Consider the following 22,547-nt stretch of genomic DNA (forward strand, 5'->3'; position numbering starts at 1 on the left):
GCGAGCCGGGTGGTTCAGCGCCGGCGGCGGGCCGTGCCGAAGATCGAGCGGCTGATCTCCCGGCCCAGCTGGGTGCCGATCGACCGGGCGAGGGACTTGAACATCCCGCTGCCGACGACCTGATCGACGAGCGAGGGCTCCTCCTCCGGGGCCCTCGCCCGCTCCGTTCCCGCCGCCTTCTTCGCGGCCTCCCGCTCCGCCTTCTCCCGCTCCGCGCGGGCCGCGGTCTCCGCAGCCCGCGCGGAGCGCGCCGCCTCGTCCGCCGAGAGCCGCTCGTAGGCCGACTCGCGGTCCACCGCCTGCGCGTACCGCCCGTACAGCGGCGAGCCCTTCACCGCCGCCTCCAGCACGGCCGGGTCGACCGGACCCATCAGGGACTCCGGCGCCCGCAGCCGGGTCGCGGCCACCGGCGTCGGCGCGCCCCGCTCGCTCAGTACGGTGACCACCGCCTCGCCCGTACCGAGCGAGGTCAGCACCTCCTCCAGGTCGTAGGCCGAGTCGGGGAAGGTCCGCACCGTCGCCTTCAGGGCCTTGGCGTCGTCCGGGGTGAAGGCGCGCAGCGCGTGCTGCACCCGGTTGCCGAGCTGGGCGAGGACGTCCGCCGGCACGTCCTTGGGGGTCTGGGTGACGAAGAAGACGCCCACGCCCTTGGACCGGATCAGCCGGACCGTCTGCGTGATCGACTCCAGGAACGCCTTCGACGCCCCCTTGAAGAGGAGGTGGGCCTCGTCGAAGAAGAAGACCAGCTTCGGCTTCTCCAGGTCGCCGACCTCCGGCAGGTCGTGGAAGAGGTCCGCGAGCAGCCACATCAGGAAGGTGGAGAAGAGCTGCGGCTGCTCCTGCACGGACGGCAGCTCCAGGACGGAGACCGTCCCCCGCCCGTCCGGGGCGGTCCGCAGGAACTCCGCGGTGTCGAACTCCGGCTCCCCGAAGAAGCCGGCCGCGCCCTGCTGCTCGAAGGCGGTCAGCGCGCGCAGGATCACCCCCGCGGTCACCGTCGACAGGCCGCCGATCCCCTTCAGTTCGGGCTTGCCGACGTCCGAGACGAGGAAGGCGACCACGGCCCGCAGGTCCTTCAGGTCGACCAGCTCCAGGCCCTTGGAGTCGGCGTAGTGGAAGATCAGGCCGAGGGACTGCTCCTGCGTCCGGTTCAGCTGGAGCACCTTGGAGAGCAGCACCGGGCCGAAGCTGGTGACCGTGGCGCGGACCGGGACGCCAGGGCCGATGCCGCCGAGGCCGTAGAACGCGCAGGGGAATCCGGTGGGCGTCCACTCCTGGCCGACCTGCGCGGCCCGCTCCCGCACCTTCTCGCCGTCCCGGCCGGGGGCGGAGACGCCGGAGACGTCGCCCTTGATGTCGGCGAGGAAGACCGGGACGCCCTGGGCGGAGAGCTGTTCGGCGACCAGCTGGAGGGTCTTGGTCTTGCCGGTGCCGGTGGCGCCCGCGACGAGGCCGTGCCGGTTGAGGACGGGCAGCGGGATCCGCACCCGCGCGTCCGGGTGACAGACGCCGTCCCACAGCACGGCGCCCAGGTCGAGCGCGGGGCCCTCGAAGGCGTACCCGGCGGCGATCTCCGCGACCGGCCCCGGCACCGGCTCCGGGGGCGCCGGCGGCCGTTCCGGGGTCGTCGGCGGCTGCTCCGTCTCGCTCATGCGGCACCCCAATGTCGCTTATGTCATGGTCTGCACCAGCATCCCATCGGTGCCGCGTGGCTGCGCCGGGAGCCGCTCGCCCGGTAGGCTTTCCGTGTGATCTTCAAGCGCATCGGAAACGGCCGGCCGTATCCCGACCACGGCCGGGAAAGCACCCGGCAGTGGGCGGACGTCGCCCCGCGCCCGGTCCGCCTCGACCAGCTCGTCACCACCAAGGGCCAGCTGGACCTGGAGACCCTGCTCGCGGAGGACTCCACCTTCTACGGCGACCTCTTCGCGCACGTGGTGAAGTGGCAGGGCGACCTGTACCTCGAGGACGGACTGCACCGCGCCGTCCGCGCGGCCCTCCAGCAGCGCCAGGTGCTCCACGCCCGCGTGCTCGAACTGGACTGACGCCTCGCCGGAGGCCGTCGCGCGCTGATCCTTTCGGGGGCAGTTCGCCCCCATCCGGCCGTGATCACATGATCATCAAGTAGGCATCGCGCACGGGCGGCATTACGCTGCGCCCATGAGCATGCTCACTCCCCCCGGCATGGGCGGAAAGTACCGCATCACGGGGGATGTCTACCCGCGCATGCGTCGACCCCACCGCCGGCGCAGGATCGTCCTGGCCTCCGCCGCCGCCGTGGTCGTGCTCGGCGCGGCCGGCTGGGGCACGCTCCAGCTCGTCGACGTCTTCTCCGGTGGCGACGACACCAGGAAGACCACCGCCGGCAAGCAGGCCGACTGCAAGCCCGCACCCGCGCCGAGCGCCACCCCCGCCGCCGCCAAGCCGCCGAAGCCCGCGCAGGTCACGGTGAACGTCTACAACGCGACCCCGCGCAAGGGGCTCGCCAAGGCCACCGCGGACGAGCTGAAGAAGCGCGGCTTCGCCATCGGCAAGATCGGGAACGCCCCCGCCGCCTACGACAAGAAGGTCACCGGCGCCGGACTGCTGCTGGGCGCCCCGGCCGCCACCAAGGGCTCCTTCGCCGTCCTCGGCACCCAACTCGCGGGCGCCACGACGAAGGTCGACGCCCGCACCACGGCGGACGTCGACCTGATCATCGGTACGGCCTTCAAGGCCCTGTCGCCCAAGGCGACCGCGGACGCGGCACTGGTGGCCCTCAACAAGCCCAAGCCGGCACCGACCCGCTGCTGAACCCGGCGGCCGCCGGGCCCGGGGGCACCGCTACTCGGCGGTGCCGTACATCCGGTCACCGGCGTCGCCGAGGCCCGGGACGATGTAGCCGTGCTCGTTGAGCCGCTCGTCGACCGAGGCCGTCACGACCGTCACCGGCGTCCCCGCCAGCTCGCGCTCCATGACCGCGACGCCCTCCGGGGCCGCCAGCAGCACCACGGCCGTGACGTCGTCCGCGCCGCGCCGGATCAGCTCCTGGATCGCCGCGACCAGCGTGCCGCCGGTCGCCAGCATCGGGTCGAGCACGTACACCTGGCGCCCGGACAGGTCCTCCGGCATCCGGGTGGCGTACGTCGACGCCTCCAGCGTCTCCTCGTTGCGGATCATGCCCAGGAAGCCGACCTCGGCGGTCGGGAGCAGCCGCACCATGCCGTCCAGCATGCCGAGCCCGGCGCGCAGGATCGGCACCACCAGCGGACGCGGGTACGACAGCTTCACGCCGGTCGTCGGCGTCACGGGGGTCTCGATGTCGACCCGCTCGGTCCGCACGTCCCTGGTCGCCTCGTAGGCGAGCAGGGTGACCAGCTCGTCGGCGAGCCGGCGGAAGGTCGGGGAGTCCGTGCGCTTGTCGCGCAGGGTGGTGAGCTTGTGGGCGACCAGCGGGTGATCGACGACGTGGAGACGCATGACTCAACAGTAGCCCGCGCCGTGCGCCGTCCACACCGACCCGGACCGGGGCACGGGCGACACCGTCCCCGACCCGGGCCGGGGCACGGAAGACACCGCCCCGTCCCGGACCTGCGCCCCGGCGCTCCCACGGGCCTGGCAAGTCGGTGACCTACCACTGGCATGGATCCGGACCGCTGCGGCAAGGTGGGGAGCACAGGGACCCAGCGATGGGGTGGTGTGGCCGATGCCCGACCCGAAGAACAGATCCGGCCAGGCCGGGGCCGACACGGAGCCCCGGGCGCCGGAGACACAGCCGGAGACCGGCACGGAGACCGACGCGGAGCGCCGCAGGCGCCGCGCCCAGTTCCTCCGCGAGCTCGGCGAGGCGAAGGCGCTGCGCGACCGCGTCCAGCCGCGGCGCGCCCGGGCGGCCCGGATGAGACAGGCCATGCGCATGCGCACCTTCCGCTGGTGAGCGCACCGGGCCCCGGGCGCGGCCCGGGCGGCCCCCGCCGCACCCGCCCGGCCCGCGCCCGCCGTGCGCCCCCTCTGTGCGCCGGGGTCGTACGCCCACCCGAACGCGGTGTGGTTCAGACTGATGCACGACGCAAGAGCCGAAGACCTCTCCTGAGGCCGTCGTTTCTGTCACGATGCCGATTGGGCGGGGCTCAGGAGCGCGCCGCCGGATCATCACACCTCTGATCAGTGGGAGAGTCAGGTGTACTTCGCCGCACTGCTCGCGCGCACCGAAGACGGGTGGGAAGCGAGCGATACGGAGCTCGACGACGTGGAGACGCTGGCGGACCTGGTCGATCTCGCCCGTGAGGCGGCGGCCGACGAAGGGGAGACCGTCCTCGTCTTCATCGAGCAGGAGGACGCGTGGTTCGGCGTCGTCCGCGTCGACGGAGAGGACGACCCCCGGGTCTACGTCTCCCACGCGGCGGCCGCGGCCCGCTCCTCGTACGGGGAGATCCTCACCTCGGAACTGCTCGGCGACGACGACCCGGACCGCGAGCTGGACGAGCTCGACAAGCTCGCGGACCTGGACGGCACCGAGGACGGCGAGCCGGAGCACGCGGCCGGCGAGGACCGTGACGAGGACGACGCCTCCGCCGGCAGCGCCGGCATCGCGCCGGCCGGCCCGCTCGGCGACGGCCGGATCCTCGCGGACCTCGGCATGCCGGAGCGGACCCTGCTCGGGCTGACCGAGGACGCCCTCGGGGAGATCGCCGACGCCATCGGCGCCTCCGACATCCTGGAGGCCGTCCGCTAGTGCAGTCCGCGGCACCCGGCCCCGTGCCGGAATCCTGGCGGGACGCCATGCGCCTCGCCCTCGCCGAGGCCGCCGCGGCCGTGCCGGCCGGTGACGTACCGGTCGGCGCGGTCGTGCTCGCCCCCTCCGGCGAGGTCCTCTCCCTCGGCCGCAACGAGCGGGAGGCGACCGGCGATCCGACCGCCCACGCGGAGGTCCTGGCCCTGCGCCGGGCCGCCGCCGCCACCGGCGAGTGGCGGCTGACCGGCTGCACCCTCGTCGTGACCCTGGAGCCCTGCGTGATGTGCGCGGGCGCCCTGGTCCAGTCCCGGGTCGCGCGGGTCGTCTACGGCGCCGACGACGAGAAGGCGGGCGCCGCCGGCTCCCTCTGGGACCTCGTCCGCGACCAGCGCCTCAACCACCGCCCCGAGGTCGTCCGCGGCGTCCTCGGCGAGGAGTGCGCGGAGCAGCTCACGGCCTTCTTCCGCACCCGCTGAGCACCCGTCGGCCACCCGTCGGCCACCCGTCGAAGCACCCGCTGACCTGCGCGGGGATACGGATTTCTTGCCTGGCCGACTTTGGGCTAAGCTCTCTCTCGGTAGCGTGTCCGAGCGGCCGAAGGAGCTCGCCTCGAAAGCGAGTGTGGGGAAACTCACCGAGGGTTCAAATCCCTCCGCTACCGCCACTACGAAGGGCCCGACGCGAAAGCGTCGGGCCCTTCGGCGTTGCCGCGACGGGTACGACCGCGTACGGGAGAGGGCCCCGGCGCGCCGCCGGGGCCCTCTCTCGTGCCGTCCGCCCTGGAAGAGGACGGGGGGAGCGGCATCGGGGGGACAAGCCGCTCCCCCCGATGAGAACCGGTCCGACAAGTCCTGCGCCGCAGTCAGGGGGAAGCTCGCGGCGCGGACCCCGCAGTGCGGTCCGGTTCCATGTGCCCCGCGGATTCCTGCCAGATCCGCCGGGCTCGACATCCATCCTGCTCCCCCCTCACCCTTCCGGGGGACGGCGAAAGACCCCGAACGCCGGGCCCTTGGTCCATAAAGCCTCGGTTAGAGTGGGCCACCGCCGAGGCGGGGTGACGGTACGGGGAGGGGAGGGGCCGATGTCCCAGGCGAGGAAGGTCGCGGTCTACGCGTTCGGGGTCTTCATCCTGTACGCCATCATCACGGCCCCGGACCGCTCCGCGGAGCTGGTCCAGATAGGGTTCGAGGGCCTTTCCAGCGCCGCCAAGGGTGTCGGAGAGTTCATGACCGAACTCATCAACTAGGAGCCCTCCGTGATCCGCCATCTGGTCCTCTTCAAGCTCGACGAGGGCGTCAAGCGCGACGAGCCGCGCGTCGTCGCCGGCGTCGAGGCGTTCCGCGCGCTCGGCGGGCAGATCCCCGAGCTGCGGTTCTGGGAGTGCGACTGGAACGTGTCGGACCGGCCGATCGCCTACGACTTCGCGATCAACTCGGCCGTGGAGGACCTGGAGGCGCTCCAGCGCTACCTGGACCACCCGGCGCACCAGGCCGGTGTCGGGCTGTGGCGCGAGTTCTCCACCTGGGTGATCGCGGACTACCCCTTCGAGGGCTGATCCGGGCCGTTCGGCCCCGCGCGTCTCCGAGACCCCCCGCCGTACGGGCGGGGGGTCTCGCGCGTTTCCACCTCAGGCGCCTCTGGCCTCCGCTTTTTCGTCCACCATGCCTTCAACACGTGGTTATGCGGTGCTTGCACACAGTGGACATGTCTTGTGATGCTATGACCGCTTTTGATGGATGAATTGATCGTTTGCCTGTAGTTGACCCATAGCCAGCTACACCAGCCAAAGGGGTGGCGTGAACGTGCCGGCCAGTACAGCGCCTCAGGTCCCGCCCCAGCACGAGGGAGCCGGGGCGGCGGACACCCCCCGCCCCCGGAGCAGCCGCGGCGCCGACACCCGGGCCCTCACCCAGGTGCTGTTCGGGCAGCTCAAGAACCTGGAGCCGGGGACTCCCGAGCACGACCGGGTGCGCGGGGCGCTCATCGAGGCCAACCTCCCGCTGGTGCGGTACGCGGCGGCCCGCTTCCGCTCGCGCAACGAGCCGATGGAGGACGTCGTCCAGGTCGGCACCATCGGGCTGATCAACGCGATCGACCGCTTCGACCCGGACCGCGGGGTGCAGTTCCCGACCTTCGCCATGCCCACCGTGGTCGGCGAGATCAAGCGGTACTTCCGGGACAACGTCCGCACCGTGCACGTGCCGCGTCGGCTGCACGAGCTGTGGGTGCAGGTGAACGGCGCCACCGAGGACCTGACGACGGCTCACGGACGCTCCCCCACCACCGCCGAGATCGCCGAACGGCTGCGGATCGGCGAGGACGAGGTGCTCGCCTGCATCGAGGCCGGACGGTCCTACCACGCCACCTCCCTGGAGGCGGCGCAGGAGGGCGACGGGCTGCCCGGACTGCTCGACCGGCTCGGCTACGAGGACCCTGCGCTGGCCGGCGTCGAGCACCGCGACCTGGTCCGGCACCTGCTCGTCCAGCTGCCCGAGCGCGAGCAGCGGATCCTGATGCTGCGCTACTACAGCAACTTGACGCAGTCCCAGATCAGCCAGGAGCTCGGGGTCTCGCAGATGCACGTGTCAAGGCTCCTCGCCCGGAGCTTCGCCCGGTTGAGATCCGCAAACAGGATCGAGGCGTAACCGGAACGGGTAGACCGGTTCGGAGCAGTTCGGCGCCACCCCAAATGCCGTACACCCCTTGTTTCCTGCGGATATGCGCCCACTCCTTGTCGACAAGTCACTACAGCGTGTTGCCGACATGTGACATTCTGCTGGGGACGCGTTTGCCGCAGCCCCACGGCCGGTATTCAGGTGGAAGCTGCGTTCCTCCGATGGTCGCGGCCCACCGCGACCGTCCGCGACCTCTAGGGGGTGGCATGTCCGCAGATCAGGGCAGCTCGAAGGTGCTCACGCTCACGCCCGTTCCGGTCCTCGTGCCCGAGCCCGTGCCCACGCAGACGACGGCGTCCACCGCCGCCGAGAGCGGGGCGCTGCCGGCCCCGCCGCCGCCCGTCGTCGCCCCGGAGGCGCTCGACACCCGCACCCTCTCCCGCTCCCTGTTCCTGCGGCTGCGCGCCCTCGACACCGAGGGGGCCGCCGCCGACAGCCCGGAGCGGACCTACGTCCGCGACACCCTCATCGAGCTGAACCTCCCGCTCGTGCGGTACGCGGCGGCCCGCTTCCGCTCGCGCAACGAGCCGATGGAGGACATCGTCCAGGTCGGCACCATCGGCCTGATCAAGGCGATCGACCGCTTCGACTGCGAACGGGGCGTGGAGTTCCCGACGTTCGCGATGCCGACGGTCGTCGGCGAGATCAAGCGCTTCTTCCGCGACACCTCCTGGTCGGTGCGGGTGCCGCGCCGGCTCCAGGAGCTGCGGCTCGCCCTCACCAAGGCCAGCGACGAGCTGGCGCAGAAGCTCGACCGCTCGCCGACGGTGCCCGAACTCGCCGCCGTCCTTGGGGTGTCGGAGGAGGACGTCGTCGACGGCCTCGCGGTCGGCAACGCGTACACGGCCTCCTCGCTCGACTCGCCCTCCCCGGAGGACGACGGCGGCGAGGGCTCCCTCGCGGACCGCCTCGGCTACGAGGACACGGCCCTGGAGGGCGTCGAGTACCGCGAGTCCCTCAAGCCGCTGCTCGCCAAACTCCCGCCCCGGGAGCGGCAGATCATCATGCTCCGGTTCTTCGCGAACATGACCCAGTCGCAGATCGGCGAGGAGGTCGGCATCTCGCAGATGCACGTCTCGCGGCTGCTCACCCGCACGCTGGCCCAGCTCCGCGAGGGCCTGATCTCCGACTGACGTCCAGCCGGATTCCGGTCGACTTCCGCGAATGCGCCCCTTGTTGACGTTCCGTCAGCCACACTGGGGCGCATGAGGCGCAGGAAGCAGCCGGTACTCGTGGCGGTGGCGCTCTGCCTCGGCGGAGCGCTCACCGCGTGTGGAGGCGGAGGAGACGGCGAGGGGTTCACGGCGGTCGGCGCCGGTCCCTCGCCCGGCGGCGCGGTCGCCCCCTCGGGCGCGGTCACCCTGGTCCCGCTGGACAGCCCCACGGCGAGCGGCACCACCTCCAGCACCTCCTCCCCGCCCCCGGGCGCCGCGGAATCCCCGGCACCCCCGGGGGAGTCGCCCTCGACCGGTACGGGCACGGACTCCGGCCCGGGCACCCGGGCGGGCTCCGGCACCGGCGCGGGTTCCTCCGGGTCCGGTTCGGGGTCCGGCACGGGTCCCGGCGGCGGTTCCGGAGGGCGTACGGAGTCGGGGGCGCCGTCCGGCGGGTCATCCGGCGGCGGCTCCTCGTCCGGCGCGACCACGGCGCCGCCCCGTACCCCCGACGCCACTCCCACGCCCCGGCCCACCACCTCGTCGCCCCGGCCGTCCACGCCGACGCCCTCGCCCGGCCCGGCCGTGCTCACGGTCTCCGAGCCGGTCACCGCGGACGGCGAGCAGCGCTGGTGCGAGCAGGTCACCGTGACCTTCCGGAACACCGGCGGCTCCCCCGCCACGTCCGGCACCGCGAGCTTCGCCACCCACGTCATCGGCGCGCTCGGCATCGACTGGGGCACGGTCACCACCACCCAGCCGCTGCCGGCCCCGATCGCCGCCGGGGCGACGCGGAAGCGGACGTACACGGTCTGCGTGGAGTCCTGGCGGGTGCCGCTCGGCATGCGCGTCGACACCCGCGAGGTGACCGCTAGCTGGCGGTGAGCCCGTACCGCACCCCCGTCAGCTCCTCGGAGAGGTCCCAGAGGCGGCGGCCCGTCTCCGGGTCGGCCGCCGTCGCCGAGGGCTTCACCCGGGTCGGGGAGCCGCGCAGCTCACCCAGGCCGTCCGGGCCGATGAACTCCCCGCCGGCCGCCTCCGGGGCGGTCGCCGCGTACAGCTGGGGCAGGGCGCCGCGCTCCGGGCGCTGGGCGAGGAGCGGATTGCCGATCCGGCCGTAGAAGAAGCGCGCGAGGCCGGTGACGTCACGGGTCTGCAGGCCGGTGGCCGTGTAGCCGGGATGGGCGAGGACGCTGCGGACCGGGCTGCCGGCGGCGGTGAGCCTGTGGTGCAGCTCGTGGCCGAAGACCGCGTTGGCGAGCTTCGAGCGGTTGTAGAAGGCCATCGGGGCGTAGCCGCGCTCGCCGGTGAGGGAGGCGGGGTCGTCGAGGCGCAGCTCGCCCTGCCGGTGCACCAGCGAGCTGACCGTGACGACCCGGCCGCCGTCCGGCAGGCGGTCCAGGAGCAGGCCGGTGAGGGCGAAGTGGCCGAGGTGGTTGGCGGCGAACTGGAGCTCGTGGCCCTGGGCGCTGAGCGTGCGGGGCGGCCCCATCACGCCCGCGTTGTTGACGAGGACGTCCAGCCTCGGGTGCTCGGCCCGCAGGCCCTCGGCGAAGGCGCGCACCGAGCCGAGGTCGGCGAGGTCGATCCGGCGGACGGTCAGGAGGTCCGGGGCGATCCCCTCGGCGGCGAGACCGGCGACGGCTCGGTGCCCCTTCTCCTCGTCCCGTACGGCGAGGACCACCCGGCCGCCCCGCAGGGCGAGGGCGCGGGTGGTCGCGAGGCCGAGGCCGCCGGTGGCCCCGGTGACGACGTGGATCCGGCCGGTGAGGTCGGGGATGTTGTCGGCGGTCCAGTGCCGCGTTGGCGTACGACTCATGCGACACACACTGCCTTTGATGTCACCCGGTGTCAAACATGCCGATGGGTGACATCGACGGCACCGCGTTAGCATCGACACGTGAGCACTGCACCCGGCCCCGCGCCCGCCACGTCCGGCCCCACGGAGTCCGGTTCCGCCACGTCCGGCCCCACGGCGGCCGGTCCCACGGAGTCCGGTTCCGCCACGTCCGGTCCCACGGCGGCCGGCTCCGCCGCACCCGGCCCCAGCGCGCCTGGCCCCGCCGCGCCCGGCCCTGCCGGATCCGGCCCCACCGCACCCAGCCCCAGCGCGTCCGGTTTCGCCGCGCCCGGCCCCGCCGCGCCCGGCCCTGCCGGATCCGGCCCCAGCGCGTCCGCGTCCGCCGCGTCCCGTCCCAGCGCGCCCGGCCGCACCGCGCCCGGCCCCGCCCCGCGCGCCGTGACGCTCGCTCAGCGCAAGCGGGAGCTGGTGGCCACGGAGCTGACCGAGACCGCGCTCCAGCTCTTCGCGCACCGGGGCTTCGAGGCGGTGACGGTCGACGAGATCGCGACGGCCGTCGGCGTCTCCAAGCGGACCTTCTTCCGCTACTTCGCGTCCAAGGACGACGTCGTCGTCCAGTTCCTGGCCGGGATGGGCGCCGACATGCGGGCCGAGCTGGCCGCCCGACCGGCCGGCGAGCGGCCCTCGGCCGCGCTGCTGCACGCGGTCTCCGTGCCGCTCGCCGCCTGCGGCGACCACGCCGAGCGCACCCTGCCCGTCGTCCGGCTGATCCTGCGGACGCCCGCGCTGCTGGCCCGCTTCCTGGAGCACGAGGCCGGCTGGCGCGAGGAGCTGGCCGGGGAGCTGGCCGTCCGGCTCGGGCTCGACCCCGCGGACTCGCTCTACCCGCGGCTCGCGGCGGGCATGGCGCTCACCGCCTTCGACACGGTGCTGCGCCGCTGGAGCGAGGAGGCCGGAGCCGGGGGCGCCGATCCGCTCGTCCTGATCGTGCGGGCCTTCGCCCAGCTGGCCCCGGCCCTGGACGCCGTGTAGCCGCCGGCCCCTACGAGTACCGGGGTACGAAGAAGGGGCCGGTCCCGGCGGGATCCGGCCCCTTCGGGGGGAGCGGGTGTCAGAACGCGGCGAGCCAGACGACCCCCGCCACGACCACGATCGCGGCGATCACGCCGGCGATGACGCCGACGCGCGGACCGCCCGAGGCGGCCGCCACCTGCTGCGGCTGGTGCGGCGGGGTGCCCTCGTCGACGAAGGCGCGGAACATCTGGGTGCTGCCGGCGGGGTCGTAGCCCTCGGGGCCCTGGGCGCCCTGGCCGTACGGTGCTTGCGGGTTGTGTGCCATGGCCCAGGACCCTAGCGAAACCGGAGGGAGGGGCCCAAGCTCCGGGCCCCGGCCGACCCCGACCCTCCCCCTCGCCCCCTCCTCGCCTCCCCTTTGCCGATTCTTTAGCGCCGTTTGACCGATTTAGTTTGCCTGGAGCAACCATCCATCTCTATGGTTGCCCTAAGCAACAAGTTGGAAGGGGTCCTTGTGGAGCCGAGCAGCCGCTACGAGGACCTCGCCCGCGCCATCAGCGCGTTCGGCGCCGTGAAGCGCGGGGTCGCCCGCGTCCTGCCGGGCGACTGCCAGGGCGGCGCCGCCGCCGTGCTCGCCCTGCTCAAGCACCACGGCGACATGCGGACGAGCCGGCTGGCCGAGCTCATGGCCGTGGACATGTCGGTGTGCAGCCGCCACGTGGCGCACACCGTCTCCCGCGGCTGGGTCGAGCGACTGCCCGACCCCGACGACGGCCGCTCCCGCATCCTGCGGCTGAGCCCCGAGGGCTTCGCGATGCTCACCGAGCTCGACCGCCGGGTGACCGGCGCCTTCACCCACTACCTCGCCGAGTGGTCCGACGACGACGTCGCACTGCTCACCACCCTGCTCGCCCGGCTCCGCGACTCCTTCGGGGACTGCCGGGCCACGCACGCCTGACCACGCCGACCACGCGTGAGGCCGTCCGGCCCGCCCGCCTGCCCGGCGTGCCCGAACGCGCCCGAACGCGCCCGAACTCGCTTGAGACCAGAGGAATCCCACTTCATGGCTACGACCACACCCGACACCGGTGTGCGGAGCGCCCCGGCCGAGACCGGAGACTCCGCGGCTCCGATGACGCACCGTCAGATCATGGAGGCGCTCTCCGGGCTGCTGCTCGGGATGTTCGTCGCCATCCTGTCCTCGACGATCGTCTCCAACGCCCTCCCCCAGATCATCACCGACCTGGAGGGCGGCCAGTCCGCCTACACCTGGGTCGTCACCGCGACCCTGCTGTCGATGACCGCCACCACCCCGCTCTGGGGCAAGCTGGCGGACCTCTTCTCCAAGAAGCTGCTCATCCAGATAGCCCTGACGATCTACGTCGCGGGCTCGATCGTCGCCGGTCTCTCCCAGTCCACCGGCATGCTCATCGCCTGCCGCGTGGTCCAGGGCGTCGGCGTCGGCGGTCTCACCGCCCTCTCCCAGATCATCCTCGCCGCGATGATCGCCCCCCGTGAGCGCGGCCGCTACAGCGGCTACCTCGGCGCGGTCTTCGCCGTCGCCACCGTCGGCGGCCCGCTGCTCGGCGGCGTCATCACCGACACCGAGTGGCTCGGCTGGCGCTGGTGCTTCTACGTCGGCGTGCCGTTCGCGATCATCGCCCTGATCGTCCTCCAGAAGACCCTCAAGCTCCCCGTCGTGAAGCGCGAGGTCAAGGTCGACTGGGCCGGCGCCTTCTTCATCAGCGCCGCCGTCTCCCTGCTGCTCGTCTGGGTCACCTTCGCCGGCGACAAGTACGACTGGATGTCCTGGCAGACGGCCGCCATGGTCGGCGGTTCGGTGCTGCTCGGCGCGGTCTTCGTGCTCGTCGAGTCCAAGGCGTCCGAGCCGATCATCCCGCTGCGGCTCTTCCGCAACCGGACCATCACCCTCGCCTCCCTCGCCTCGCTCTTCGTCGGCGTCGCGATGTTCGCCGGCACGGTCTTCTTCAGCCAGTACTTCCAGCTGGCCCGCAACGAGTCGCCGACCATGTCCGGCGTCCTCACCATCCCGATGATCGCCGGCCTCTTCGTCTCCTCGACGGCCTCCGGTCTGATCATCACCAAGACCGGTCGCTGGAAGGCCTGGCTGATCAGCGGCGGCGCGCTCGCCACCGCGGGCCTCGGCCTCCTGGGCACCCTGCGGTACGACACCCCGTACTGGCACATCGCCCTCTTCATGGCGGTCCTCGGCCTGGGCATCGGCATGATGATGCAGAACCTGGTGCTCTGCACCCAGAACCAGGTGGCCCCGGCCGACCTCGGCTCCGCCTCCTCCGTCGTCACCTTCTTCCGCTCCCTCGGCGGCGCGATCGGCGTCTCGGCGCTCGGCGCGGTCATGGCCCACCGGGTCACCGACTACGTCAAGGAGGGCATGGCCGAGCTCGGCCCGAAGGCCGCGGCGGCGATGGGCCAGGGCGGCACCGGCGGCGCCATCCCCGACATGGACAAGCTGCCCGCCCCGATCCGCACGGTCATGGAGAGCGCGTACGGCCACGGCGTCGGCGACGTCTTCCTCTACGCGGCGCCCTTCGCGCTGCTCGCCTTCCTGGTGACGCTCTTCATCAAGGAGGTCGCGCTGAAGAGCAGCACCGTCACGGCGGAGGACGCCTAGAAAGACTCCCGGCCGCGCTTCGAGCGGAGGCGCGGCCGGGGTACGAACGGAGCGGCGGGCAGGGGACGGCCCGCCGCTCCGTCATGTTCCCGGGGCCTCCCGGTCGACCATCGCCTCGATGCCCGAGACGAGGATGTCCAGGGCGAAGGCGAAGTCCCGGTCCCAGATGGCCGACACCGAGCCGTGCGTGGCCCGCTCCTCCAGGAGGTCCTCCATCGGCTTGACCGACTCCATGAAGGCGGGGTCGTCCCGGAACGCCTTGATCGACTTCTCGTAGAAGTCGTCCGCGTCCATCCCGGCCTCGACGGCCCGCCGCCCGAACTGCGACTCGATGGTCCCGTAGCCGTACACGAACTGGAAGACGGCCGACATCGCGCTCGGCTGCCGGCCGATCGGCAGCCCGGTGTCCCGGATCGTCTCCTGGATCCTCGCGCCGACGGCGATCGCGTGCGGCCCGATGTTCAGGTACTGGCCCGCGCACGGTGACATCCACGGGTGCCGGACGAGCATCCGGCGGTAGTGCAGGGCGAGCGTCCGCAGGCGCTCGCGCCAGTCGGCGCCGGCGGCGACCGCGTCCAGGTCGATCTCGGCGTACACGGTGTCGATCGCGTACTCGATGATGTCGTCCTTGGTGTCCACGTACCAGTACAGGGACATCGCGGTGACCCCGAGCTCGGCCGCGAGCCGGCGCATCGACAGCTTGCCGAGGCCGTCCCGGTCGAGCATGCGGACGGAGGCCGCCACGATCCGCTCGCGGTCGAGCCCGGCCGGGCCGCCGCCGCTGCGGGCGGCCCGCCGCTCCAGCCAGACGCTGGAGCCCGCCGGGTTCTTCTCCCGGTCCGCAGCCTTGACCATGCGGTTCCTCCGTCCGTCGGCGCTCGCCACCATGCTAGGCAGCGACGACGGGCTCGGGTGCCGCGGACTGCTCCACCCGCTCCGCCCGCTTCAGCAGGAAGGCCGCGAGCAGCCCGCCCACGAGGACGGCGGCGGCGCCGACCAGCTGGCTGGTCTGCAGCCCGGAGGCGAAGGCGTCGGAGATCCGCGCCCGCTCGGCCTCGTCGCCGGCCGCCGCGAGGGCCGCGGGGAGCGAGGCCGCGGTGACGGTGACGAGGGCGGCGAAGCGGGCGTTGAGGACGGCGCCGAGGACAGCGACGCCGAGGCCGTTGCCGAACTCGGCAAGGGTGCCGTTGACGCCCGCGCCGACGCCCGCCTTCTCCGGCGGGATCGCGCTCATGATCGCGTTGGCCATGGCCGGGTTGGAGACCGCGAGGCCGGTGCCCATGAGGACCAGGCCGAGCAGCATGCCCCAGTACGTGCCGTCGGAGCCGCCGCCGATCAGGGCGATCGAGGCGAGACCGGCCGCGACCAGCGTCATGCCGACCGTCACGGTCAGCGGGGTGCCGAGCTTCATCACGATCCGCGGGCCGATGCCGCTGAGGTTGAGGAGGACGACGGTCAGCGCGAGGGGCGCCATCCGCAGGCCCGCCTCCAGCGGCTCGTACCCGAGCACGAACTGGAGGTGCTGGGTGAGCAGGAACATCGAGCCGCCCATCCCGAACATCACGAGGATCGCGCCGGCGACCGCGCCCACGAACTTCTGGTTGCGGAAGAAGTGCATGTCGAGCATCGGGTACGGGGTCCGCAGCTCCCACAGCGCGAACGCGGCGAGCACCACGACGCCGATCGCGGCCGGGACCAGCACCTCGGTGGAGGTCCAGCCGTGCTCGGGGCCGGTGATGATCGCGTACACGGCCGCGGTCATGCCAATGGTGGAGAGCAGCGCGCCCATCAGGTCGGGGCGGTCGCCCTGCGGGTTCTTCGACTCGGGGACCAGCTTGAGGACGGCGACCAGGCCGATCACGGCCACCGGGATGTTGATGAGGAAGATCATCCCCCACCAGAAGTGGTTGAGGATCGCGCCGCCGATCAGCGGTCCGGCGGCGAAGCCGAGCGAGCTGACGGTGGCCCAGAGCGCGATGGCCTTCACGCGCTCGGAGTCGTCGAAGATCTGCATGACGACGGCGAGCGTGGTGGTCATCAGGAGCGCTCCGCCGACGCCCATGCCCGCGCGGGCGGCGATCAGCTGACCGGTGGAGTCGGCCAGGCCGGCGGCGAGCGAGCCGAGGCCGAAGAGGGCGAGACCGACGGCGAGCAGCTTCTTGCGGCCGTAGCGGTCGGCGGCGTTTCCGGCGGAGAGGAGGAGGCCGGACTGGACCAGCGAGTAGGCGTTGATCATCCACTGGATGTCGCTGGTGGAGGCGTGCAGCTCCGTGGTCAGCGAGGGGATGGCGACGCTGAGGACGGTGTTGTCGAGGAGGACGGTGAGCTGGGCGAGGCAGATGACGCCGAGGATCAGCCAGCGCTGCGGGTGGCCGCCGGCGGCCTGCGGCGCGGCCGTGGGCGTGGCCGTCATGGAAACTCCTTATACGGTGTACGAGGAACAGGGCTCGTACACCGTATAGGAGGTCTCTTACGCTGTATAGCGCTTTACCGCGGACCTGACTGAACCCGCCCGCGCTTGGCTACTTCTCGCTGGTCAGGTCGTAGAAGGTGGCGCTTCCGACGGTGACGGCGGCGAAGTTCTCCTGGACCCAGGTGCTGATCTCGGAGCTGGAGCCGGCACCGCCGCCGGGGCCGCCCATGCCGCCCCCCATGCCACCGCCGCCACCGCTTCCGATGAAGTAGTGGATCTTCCCCTCGGCGACGTACTCCTTGAACTGGGCGAGGGTCGGGGACGGGTCGCTGCCGTTGAAGCCGCCGATCGCCATGACGGGCTTCTCGGTGGCGAGCTGGTAGCTCGCCGCGTTCTGGGCGCCGACCGCGGCGGCGGCCCAGGTGTACGCGTCGGCGTCCTGGAGCAGCTTCTCCTTCGCCTCCGCACCGACACTGGCGCCGTTGAGCAGCCCGCCCATGCCCCCGCCCCCACCCATGCCACCGCGCTCGCCGAAGCCGGGCATCTGGCCGGCGGGGGCCTGGCCGGTCTGGCCGGTCTGCCCGGTGGAGGGCTGGTTCTGCCCGGTGGAGGGCTGGTTCTGCCCGGTGGAGGGCTGGTTCTGGCCTCCCTGGAACTGCCCGCCGGGGGGCTGCATCCGGCCGCCCGGGAACTGGCCTCCCTGGAACTGACCCCCCTGGGCCTGACCGCCGCCCGGGAAGCCGTTCGGGGGCTGCGTGCCGCCGTTCCGGCCGCCGTCACCACCGTCCATGCGCGGGCCGCCGCCACCCGGCCCCCGGCCGCCGAAGCCGGCACCCGCGGGACCCGCCGTGACGATGGAGCCCTGGTGGCCGGTGGAGAGCGTCTCCAGGGTGTACGCGAACGGCCCCGCGAGTCCCGCCGCCAGGCCGAGCCCCGCGGCGGCGAGGCCGAGGCGCCGGTCGGCCCGGCCTGCGGCGGGCAGGCCGAGCGCGGCCACCGCGCCCGCGACGAGCACGGTCCAGCGCAGCCACGGCAGGTGGTCCGGCGTCCGGCCCAGGAGCGTCCAGCCCCACCAGGCCGTCACGCCCGCCGCCGCCGCGAGGCCCGCCGAGGCGGCGAACCTCGTCCGCTCCTCCCACAGCACCGCCGCGCCCATGCCGATCAGGGCGGCGAGGTACGGCGCCAGGGCCACCGTGTAGTACTCGTGGAAGATGCCTGCCATGAAGCTGAAGACGCCCAGCGTCATCAGCAGCGCCCCGCCCCACACCAGGAACGCGGCCCGGGCCGTGTCGGTGCGCGGCACCCGCCACGTGACGACGAGCCCGGCGAGGAGCAGCAGCAGCGCGGCCGGGAGCAGCCAGGAGATCTGGCCGCCGATGGAGTCGTTGAACATGCGCAGCGGGCCGGTCTCGCCCCAGCCGCCGCCCTGTCCCCCGCCGCCCCCGCCGCCGACGCTGCCGACCTCGTTGCCGTTGATCCGGCCGAGGCCGTTGTAGCCGAAGGTCAGCTCCAGGAAGCTGTTGTTCTGCGAGCCGCCGACGTACGGGCGCGAGGCCGCCGGCCAGAGCTCGACGAGCGCCACCCACCAGCCGCCGGAGACGACCAGCGCGAGCCCGGCGAGGCCCAGCTGACCGAACCGCCGCAGCGGCCGGGCCGGGGCGCACACCGCGTACACGAGCGCGAGCGGCGGCAGGATCAGGAACGCCTGGAGGGTCTTCGTCAGGAAGGCGAAGCCGAAGGCGACACCCGCCAGGACCAGCCACTTCGCGGCGCCCTCGGCCCGCTCCAGGGCCCGCAGCACGCCGTACACGGCCACGGTCATGAGCAGCGCGAGCAGCGCGTCCGGGTTGTTGAAGCGGAACATCAGCGCGGCGACCGGGGTCAGCGCGAGCACCGCGCCCGCGATCAGTCCGGCACCCGCCCCGAAGCGGCGGCGGACGGCCGCGTACAGGACGGCGACCGTGCCCACGCCCATCAGCACCTCGGGCAGCAGGATCTGCCAGGAGCCGAGGCCGAAGAGGCGGACGGAGAGCGCCATCGGCCAGAGCGCGGCCGGCGGCTTGTCGACGGTGATGGCGTTGGCCGCGTCGAGCGAGCCGAAGAAGAACGCCTTCCAGCTCTCGCCGCCGGCCTGGACGGCCGCCGAGTAGAAGGAGTTGGCGTAGCCGGAGGCGCTCAGGTTCCACAGGTAGAGCGCGGTGGTGACGGCGAGCAGGCCGAGGAAGGCCGGGCGCGCCCAGGGGGCGTCCTCGGGGCGGCCGCGCCACAGCCGGGCGAGCCGCCCGGTCCTGGCGGTCGGCGCGGCGTGCGCCGCGGTCGGGGTCGTTGCGGTCATCGGTCGGCCCCCGTGGGGTGTCGGCGCTCCGGGAAGACCCAGAGCCGGAAGAGCAGGAAGCGCAGGACGGTCGCGGCGAGGTTGGCGACGACGAGCACGGCGAGTTCGGTGGAGTGCGCCGGGTCGCCGGTGGCCGCGCCGAGCGCGGCGAGCGACCCGCTGGTCAGGACGAGGCCGATGGCGAAGACGACGAGCCCCTGCGCCTGGTGGCGGACGGCCCGGTCGCGTCCCCGGACGCCGAAGGTGAGCCGCCGGTTGGCGGCCGTGTTGGCGACGGCGGAGACGAGGAGGGCACCCGCGTTGGCGAGCTGGGCGCCGGTGCCGAGCCGGAAGAGGGAGTACAGGACGAGGTAGAAGAGCGTGGAGAGCACGCCGACCACGCAGAAGCCGACGAGCTGGCGGGCGAGTCCGCCGGGGACGCCGGAGAGGTCGCGGTCGCGCGGGTCGTCGCCGAAGGGCCGGGCGAGCCGGTCCAGCGCCAGCGAGCCGGTCGCGAGCGCCCGGCCGACCCGCCACACGCCCTTGAGGTCGTCGGTGGCGGTCCGCACGAGGTGCACGGTCGAGTCGGGGTCGTCGACCCAGTCGACCGGCACCTCGTGGATCCGCAGCCCGGCCCGCTCGGCGAGCACCAGCATCTCGGTGTCGAAGAACCAGCCGGTGTCCTCGACCATCGGCAGCAGCCGCTCGGCGACGTCGCGCCGGATCGCCTTGAAGCCGCACTGGGCGTCGGAGAAGCGGGCGGCGAGCGAACCGCGCAGGATCAGGTTGTAGGCCCGGGAGATGAACTCCCGCTTGGGGCCGCGCACCACCCGCGAGGAGCGGGCGAGCCGGGAGCCGATGGCCAGGTCGGAGTGGCCGGAGATCAGCGGCGCGACGAGCGGGAGCAGCGCGTTGAGGTCGGTGGAGAGGTCCACGTCCATGTAGGCGAGGACGGGGGCGTCGGAGGCCGACCACACGGTCCGCAGCGCCCGGCCGCGCCCCTTCTGTTCGAGCCGTACGGACCGCACCTCGGGCAGCTCGGCGGCGAGGGCGGCGGCGATGTCGGGCGTGGCGTCGGTGGAGGCGTTGTCGGCGACGGTGACGCGGAAGCCGTACGGGAAGGTGCGCTCCAGGTGCGCGTGGAGCCGGCGGACGCACGGCTCCAGGTCCTTCTCCTCGTTGTAGACGGGGATCACCACGTCCAGAACGGGCCGTCCCGCTTCGCTCACCGGCAGGTGCTCCCGGGCGGGGAGGGTGCCGGGGGCCTGCGTCGCGGGCCCCGCGAGGGTGTGGGTTCGCATGTCCACGACCCTCGCCGGGCCCGCTGTCACGGCTGTGTGATCAGCCTGTGGTCCGCCTGTGAGTGCGCCGGTGCGAGCGGCTGGGGGTGGTTCTCGGTGTGCGGCCGGGGGTGCGCCGCCGCCGGGAGGGTCACCGAGAAGACGGTCCGTCCGGGGACCGACGCGACGGTCACCTCGCCGCCGTGGGCGGTGACGACGGCCCGCACGATGGCGAGGCCGAGCCCGGTGGAGCCGGCCTGCCGGGAGCGGGAGGCGTCGCCGCGGGCGAAGCGCTCGAAGACGGCGGGCAGCAGCTCGGCCGGGATGCCGGGTCCGTCGTCCTGGACCTCGACGACGACGGCCGCGCCCTCGGCGCGCACGCGCGCGGTGACCGTGGTCCCGGGCGGGGTGTGGGTGCGGGCGTTGGCGAGCAGGTTGAGCAGCACCTGCTGGAGCCGGGCGGCGTCACCCCGGACGACCGGCGGCCCGGCCTCCCCGGGTCCCCCCGCCCCCGCGACCCCTCCCGCCCCTCCCGCCTCTCCGGTCTCCTCGGTCTCCTCGGTCTCCCCGGGCAGTTCGAGGCGCCAGTGGTGGTCGGGGCCGGCGGCGCGGGCGTCGCCGACGGCGTCCACGACGAGCGGGACGAGGTCGGTGCTCTCGTACGAGAGGGGGCGTCCGGCGTCGAGCCGGGCGAGCAGCAGCAGGTCCTCGACCAGCCCCGTCATGCGGGTGGCCTCGGACTCGATCCGGCCGAGCGCGTGCCGGGTGTCGGGCCCACACTCCTCCCGTCCGCGCCGGGTGAGTTCGGCGTAGCCGCGGATGGAGGCGAGCGGGGTGCGCAGTTCGTGGCTGGCGTCGGCGACGAACCGGCGGACCCGGGTCTCGCTCTGCTGACGGGCGTCGAGGGCCGCGTGGACGTGGTCGAGCATCCGGTTGAGCGCGGCGCCGACCTGCCCGACCTCGGTCCGGGGATCGGCCTCGGCCTCCGGGACCCGCTGGTGGAGCGCGACCTCGCCGCTGTGCAGCGGCAGCCGGGCGACCTGGGAGGCGGTGGCGGCGACCCGGCGCAGCGGCCGCAGCGCGATCCGCACGAGCACCGTCCCGGCGAGGGAGGCGGCGGCGAGGGAGGCGCCGGTGAGGCTGAGTTCGACGAGGACGAGGGTGGAGAGGCCGCTCTCGACCTCGGCGAGCGGGATGCCGGTGAGGAAGGTGCCGTGGACGCCCTCGGCGTACACGACCCGGTACGAGCCCAGCCCGCCGGGCAGCTCGACCGTGTGCGCCCGGCCGTCGCGGGGCACGTCCGCGAGGGCGGACTCCTGCGCCGCGTCCAGCTTCTCGACCGGGAAGCGGGGTCCGTCGCCGGTGCCGCTGCCGGGGACCTCCGTGGAGTACCCCGCCTCGGTGACCTCCCCGCCGTCCACGACGGCGCCGAGGGTGCCTATCGGCGAGCCCGGCGTGCCGAGGAAGGCGAGGGGTTCGCGGTCCCGGCCCGGGTCCGGCCCGAAGGGCACGGCCGGGGGCCCGGCGGCCCGCTGGGCGAGCGCCGTGAGCTGTTCGTCGGCCCGGTCGTAGAGGTAGGAGCGGTACGCGATGGTGGTGACGGTGCCGATGACGGCCGCGACGACCGCGATCAGCGCGACGGCGGAGACCACGAGCCGCGTCCGCAGCGACCAGGGCCGCCGGGGGCGGAGGGGCATGCGGGGCTACTCCCCCGGCTTGATGAGGTAACCGGCCCCCCGCCTGGTGTGGATCATCGGCGCGCGTCCGGCGTCGATCTTCCGGCGCAGGTAGGAGATGTAGAGCTCGACGACGTTGGCCTGGCCTCCGAAGTCGTACGACCACACGCGGTCGAGGATCTGCGCCTTGCTGAGCACCCGGCGCGGGTTGCGCATCAGGTAGCGCAGCAGCTCGAACTCGGTCGCGGTGAGGTGGATCGAGTCGCCGCCCCGGGTGACCTCGTGGCTGTCCTCGTCGAGCGTGAGGTCGCCGACCGCGAGCACCGACTCGCTGCGGGCCTGCGCGGCGCCGGAGCGCCGGATCAGACCGCGCAGCCGGGCGACGACCTCCTCCAGGCTGAACGGCTTGGTGACGTAGTCGTCGCCGCCGGCGGTGAGCCCCGCGATCCGGTCCTCGACGGCGTCCTTCGCCGTCAGGAAGAGGACCGGCACCTCGGGCAGCTCGCGCCGGATGGAGCCGAGCAGGCTGAGCCCGTCGACGTCCGGGAGCATGATGTCCAGGATGACGACGTCGGGCCGGAACTCGCGCACGGCCCGCAGGGCGCCGGCCCCGTCGCCGGCGCTGCGCACCTGCCAGCCCTCGTAGCGCAGGGCCATCGAGAGCAGTTCGGAGAGGGACGCCTCGTCGTCCACGACGAGGACGCGGACGGCGGTGCCGTCGGCACGGAGCAGATCGGCGCGGGTGCCGCGGCGGGCTGAAGTGCTGCGAGTGGTGACGGTCATGGCCCCACGCTCGCCGCCGCCGCTGAGATCCCTCTTTCGCTTTCCTGTGAATTTCCTGAGAAAGGCCCCG

At 73.1% G+C, this 22,547-nt stretch carries 22 protein-coding genes, 1 tRNA gene and 1 pseudogene; 14 read left to right on the forward strand and 10 right to left on the reverse strand.

Going from position 1 to position 22,547, the window contains the following annotated elements; translation table 11 throughout:
- Positions 1-14 precede the first annotated feature (14 nt).
- Positions 15-1,652, reverse strand: coding sequence for a helicase HerA-like domain-containing protein (locus tag IE321_RS15075; RefSeq protein ID WP_190223273.1), 1,638 nt, complete (start codon positions 1,650-1,652; stop codon positions 15-17).
- A gap of 96 nt (positions 1,653-1,748) precedes the next feature.
- Here IE321_RS15075 and IE321_RS15080 point away from each other — a divergent pair, with 96 nt between their 5' ends.
- On the forward strand, positions 1,749-2,045 hold the full coding sequence (locus IE321_RS15080) for a type II toxin-antitoxin system VapB family antitoxin (protein WP_003999914.1): 297 nt from the start codon (positions 1,749-1,751) through the stop codon (positions 2,043-2,045).
- Between the two features lie 115 nt (positions 2,046-2,160).
- Positions 2,161-2,793 (forward strand): LytR C-terminal domain-containing protein, encoded by a 633-nt coding sequence (locus IE321_RS15085; RefSeq protein ID WP_043224800.1) that lies wholly within the window; start codon positions 2,161-2,163, stop codon positions 2,791-2,793.
- A 30-nt stretch (positions 2,794-2,823) separates the two neighbouring features.
- On the opposite strand, the gene upp is transcribed toward IE321_RS15085, so the two are convergent.
- On the reverse strand, positions 2,824-3,459 hold the full coding sequence (gene upp, locus IE321_RS15090) for a uracil phosphoribosyltransferase (protein WP_043224801.1): 636 nt from the start codon (positions 3,457-3,459) through the stop codon (positions 2,824-2,826).
- 226 nt (positions 3,460-3,685) lie between these two features.
- On the opposite strand from upp, the gene IE321_RS15095 reads away from it, so the two are divergent.
- The 9 genes from IE321_RS15095 to IE321_RS15135 all read left to right on the forward strand — a co-directional run bounded on the left by IE321_RS15095 (position 3,686) and on the right by IE321_RS15135 (position 9,428).
- A complete protein-coding gene (locus tag IE321_RS15095; RefSeq protein WP_043224803.1) occupies positions 3,686-3,916 on the forward strand; it encodes a hypothetical protein in 231 nt (76 codons plus the stop codon).
- A 243-nt stretch (positions 3,917-4,159) separates the two neighbouring features.
- Positions 4,160-4,714 (forward strand): tRNA adenosine deaminase-associated protein, encoded by a 555-nt coding sequence (locus IE321_RS15100; protein ID WP_043224805.1) that lies wholly within the window; start codon positions 4,160-4,162, stop codon positions 4,712-4,714.
- A 23-nt stretch (positions 4,715-4,737) separates the two neighbouring features.
- Entirely contained in the window at positions 4,738-5,190 is a 453-nt protein-coding gene (gene tadA, locus IE321_RS15105) for a tRNA adenosine(34) deaminase TadA (protein ID WP_051842191.1), read from the forward strand.
- 100 nt (positions 5,191-5,290) lie between these two features.
- Positions 5,291-5,378: transfer RNA gene (locus IE321_RS15110), tRNA-Ser, on the forward strand.
- A 417-nt stretch (positions 5,379-5,795) separates the two neighbouring features.
- Positions 5,796-5,960: a hypothetical protein gene (locus tag IE321_RS15115; protein ID WP_189949201.1), complete on the forward strand. Its 165-nt coding sequence runs from the start codon at positions 5,796-5,798 to the stop codon at positions 5,958-5,960.
- Between the two features lie 9 nt (positions 5,961-5,969).
- Positions 5,970-6,269 (forward strand): Dabb family protein, encoded by a 300-nt coding sequence (locus IE321_RS15120; RefSeq protein WP_043224806.1) that lies wholly within the window; start codon positions 5,970-5,972, stop codon positions 6,267-6,269.
- Positions 6,270-6,516: 247 nt separating this feature from the next.
- Positions 6,517-7,359, forward strand: a complete 843-nt coding sequence (locus tag IE321_RS15125; protein WP_043224893.1) for an RNA polymerase sigma factor SigF — start codon at positions 6,517-6,519, stop codon at positions 7,357-7,359.
- 236 nt (positions 7,360-7,595) lie between these two features.
- Positions 7,596-8,522, forward strand: coding sequence for an RNA polymerase sigma factor SigF (locus tag IE321_RS15130; RefSeq protein WP_043224808.1), 927 nt, complete (start codon positions 7,596-7,598; stop codon positions 8,520-8,522).
- A 72-nt stretch (positions 8,523-8,594) separates the two neighbouring features.
- Positions 8,595-9,428, forward strand: a complete 834-nt coding sequence (locus tag IE321_RS15135) for a hypothetical protein (protein ID WP_226652061.1) — start codon at positions 8,595-8,597, stop codon at positions 9,426-9,428.
- Here IE321_RS15135 and IE321_RS15140 read toward each other — a convergent pair.
- A complete protein-coding gene (locus tag IE321_RS15140; RefSeq protein WP_190223274.1) occupies positions 9,415-10,362 on the reverse strand; it encodes an oxidoreductase in 948 nt (315 codons plus the stop codon). The two genes, IE321_RS15135 and IE321_RS15140, sit on opposite strands and share 14 nt — an antisense overlap.
- Before the next feature lie 420 nt (positions 10,363-10,782).
- Here IE321_RS15140 and IE321_RS15145 point away from each other — a divergent pair, with 420 nt between their 5' ends.
- Positions 10,783-11,376 (forward strand): TetR family transcriptional regulator, encoded by a 594-nt coding sequence (locus IE321_RS15145; RefSeq protein ID WP_190223275.1) that lies wholly within the window; start codon positions 10,783-10,785, stop codon positions 11,374-11,376.
- A 79-nt stretch (positions 11,377-11,455) separates the two neighbouring features.
- Here IE321_RS15145 and IE321_RS15150 read toward each other — a convergent pair whose 3' ends face one another.
- Positions 11,456-11,683, reverse strand: coding sequence for a hypothetical protein (locus IE321_RS15150; RefSeq protein ID WP_043224815.1), 228 nt, complete (start codon positions 11,681-11,683; stop codon positions 11,456-11,458).
- A 189-nt stretch (positions 11,684-11,872) separates the two neighbouring features.
- Between IE321_RS15150 and IE321_RS15155 the strand changes: the two genes are divergently transcribed.
- Positions 11,873-12,316, forward strand: coding sequence for a MarR family winged helix-turn-helix transcriptional regulator (locus IE321_RS15155; RefSeq protein WP_043224817.1), 444 nt, complete (start codon positions 11,873-11,875; stop codon positions 12,314-12,316).
- 174 nt (positions 12,317-12,490) lie between these two features.
- Positions 12,491-14,008 (forward strand): annotated as a pseudogene (locus tag IE321_RS15160) (MDR family MFS transporter); the annotation flags it as partial.
- 84 nt (positions 14,009-14,092) lie between these two features.
- Here the strand turns inward: IE321_RS15160 and IE321_RS15165 are convergent.
- From IE321_RS15165 to IE321_RS15190, 6 genes are all read right to left on the reverse strand, one after another.
- On the reverse strand, positions 14,093-14,866 hold the full coding sequence (locus tag IE321_RS15165) for a TetR/AcrR family transcriptional regulator (protein WP_190223277.1): 774 nt from the start codon (positions 14,864-14,866) through the stop codon (positions 14,093-14,095).
- Positions 14,867-14,900: 34 nt separating this feature from the next.
- A complete protein-coding gene (locus IE321_RS15170) occupies positions 14,901-16,424 on the reverse strand; it encodes an MFS transporter (RefSeq protein ID WP_190223278.1) in 1,524 nt (507 codons plus the stop codon).
- Between the two features lie 109 nt (positions 16,425-16,533).
- A complete protein-coding gene (locus IE321_RS15175) occupies positions 16,534-18,759 on the reverse strand; it encodes an ArnT family glycosyltransferase (RefSeq protein ID WP_190223279.1) in 2,226 nt (741 codons plus the stop codon).
- On the reverse strand, positions 18,756-20,039 hold the full coding sequence (locus IE321_RS15180) for a bifunctional glycosyltransferase family 2/GtrA family protein (RefSeq protein WP_226652063.1): 1,284 nt from the start codon (positions 20,037-20,039) through the stop codon (positions 18,756-18,758). The genes IE321_RS15175 and IE321_RS15180 overlap by 4 nt, the downstream gene beginning before the upstream one ends.
- Positions 20,040-20,065: 26 nt before the next feature.
- Complete coding sequence (locus IE321_RS15185) at positions 20,066-21,715, reverse strand: sensor histidine kinase (RefSeq protein ID WP_190223281.1); 1,650 nt, start codon at positions 21,713-21,715, stop codon at positions 20,066-20,068.
- A gap of 6 nt (positions 21,716-21,721) precedes the next feature.
- Entirely contained in the window at positions 21,722-22,477 is a 756-nt protein-coding gene (locus IE321_RS15190; RefSeq protein WP_043224826.1) for a response regulator transcription factor, read from the reverse strand.
- Between the last annotated feature and the right edge of the window lie 70 nt (positions 22,478-22,547).

The sequence above is a fragment of the Streptomyces hydrogenans genome (assembly GCF_014656075.1).
Classification (GTDB): domain Bacteria; phylum Actinomycetota; class Actinomycetes; order Streptomycetales; family Streptomycetaceae; genus Streptomyces; species Streptomyces hydrogenans.

Excerpts from the sequence above, each read along its gene's own strand:
- IE321_RS15075 (WP_190223273.1), bottom strand. The coding sequence starts at position 1,652 with ATGAGCGAGACGGAGCAGCCGCCGACGACCCCGGAACGGCCGCCGGCG.
- IE321_RS15085 (WP_043224800.1), top strand. The coding sequence starts at position 2,161 with ATGAGCATGCTCACTCCCCCCGGCATGGGCGGAAAGTACCGCATCACG.
- upp (WP_043224801.1), bottom strand. The coding sequence starts at position 3,459 with ATGCGTCTCCACGTCGTCGATCACCCGCTGGTCGCCCACAAGCTCACC.
- IE321_RS15095 (WP_043224803.1), top strand. The coding sequence starts at position 3,686 with ATGCCCGACCCGAAGAACAGATCCGGCCAGGCCGGGGCCGACACGGAG.
- IE321_RS15115 (WP_189949201.1), top strand. The coding sequence starts at position 5,796 with ATGTCCCAGGCGAGGAAGGTCGCGGTCTACGCGTTCGGGGTCTTCATC.
- IE321_RS15130 (WP_043224808.1), top strand. The coding sequence starts at position 7,596 with ATGTCCGCAGATCAGGGCAGCTCGAAGGTGCTCACGCTCACGCCCGTT.
- IE321_RS15135 (WP_226652061.1), top strand. The coding sequence starts at position 8,595 with ATGAGGCGCAGGAAGCAGCCGGTACTCGTGGCGGTGGCGCTCTGCCTC.
- IE321_RS15140 (WP_190223274.1), bottom strand. The coding sequence starts at position 10,362 with ATGAGTCGTACGCCAACGCGGCACTGGACCGCCGACAACATCCCCGAC.
- IE321_RS15150 (WP_043224815.1), bottom strand. The coding sequence starts at position 11,683 with ATGGCACACAACCCGCAAGCACCGTACGGCCAGGGCGCCCAGGGCCCC.
- IE321_RS15165 (WP_190223277.1), bottom strand. The coding sequence starts at position 14,866 with ATGGTCAAGGCTGCGGACCGGGAGAAGAACCCGGCGGGCTCCAGCGTC.
- IE321_RS15170 (WP_190223278.1), bottom strand. The coding sequence starts at position 16,424 with ATGACGGCCACGCCCACGGCCGCGCCGCAGGCCGCCGGCGGCCACCCG.
- IE321_RS15175 (WP_190223279.1), bottom strand. The coding sequence starts at position 18,759 with ATGACCGCAACGACCCCGACCGCGGCGCACGCCGCGCCGACCGCCAGG.
- IE321_RS15180 (WP_226652063.1), bottom strand. The coding sequence starts at position 20,039 with ATGCGAACCCACACCCTCGCGGGGCCCGCGACGCAGGCCCCCGGCACC.
- IE321_RS15185 (WP_190223281.1), bottom strand. The coding sequence starts at position 21,715 with ATGCCCCTCCGCCCCCGGCGGCCCTGGTCGCTGCGGACGCGGCTCGTG.
- IE321_RS15190 (WP_043224826.1), bottom strand. The coding sequence starts at position 22,477 with ATGACCGTCACCACTCGCAGCACTTCAGCCCGCCGCGGCACCCGCGCC.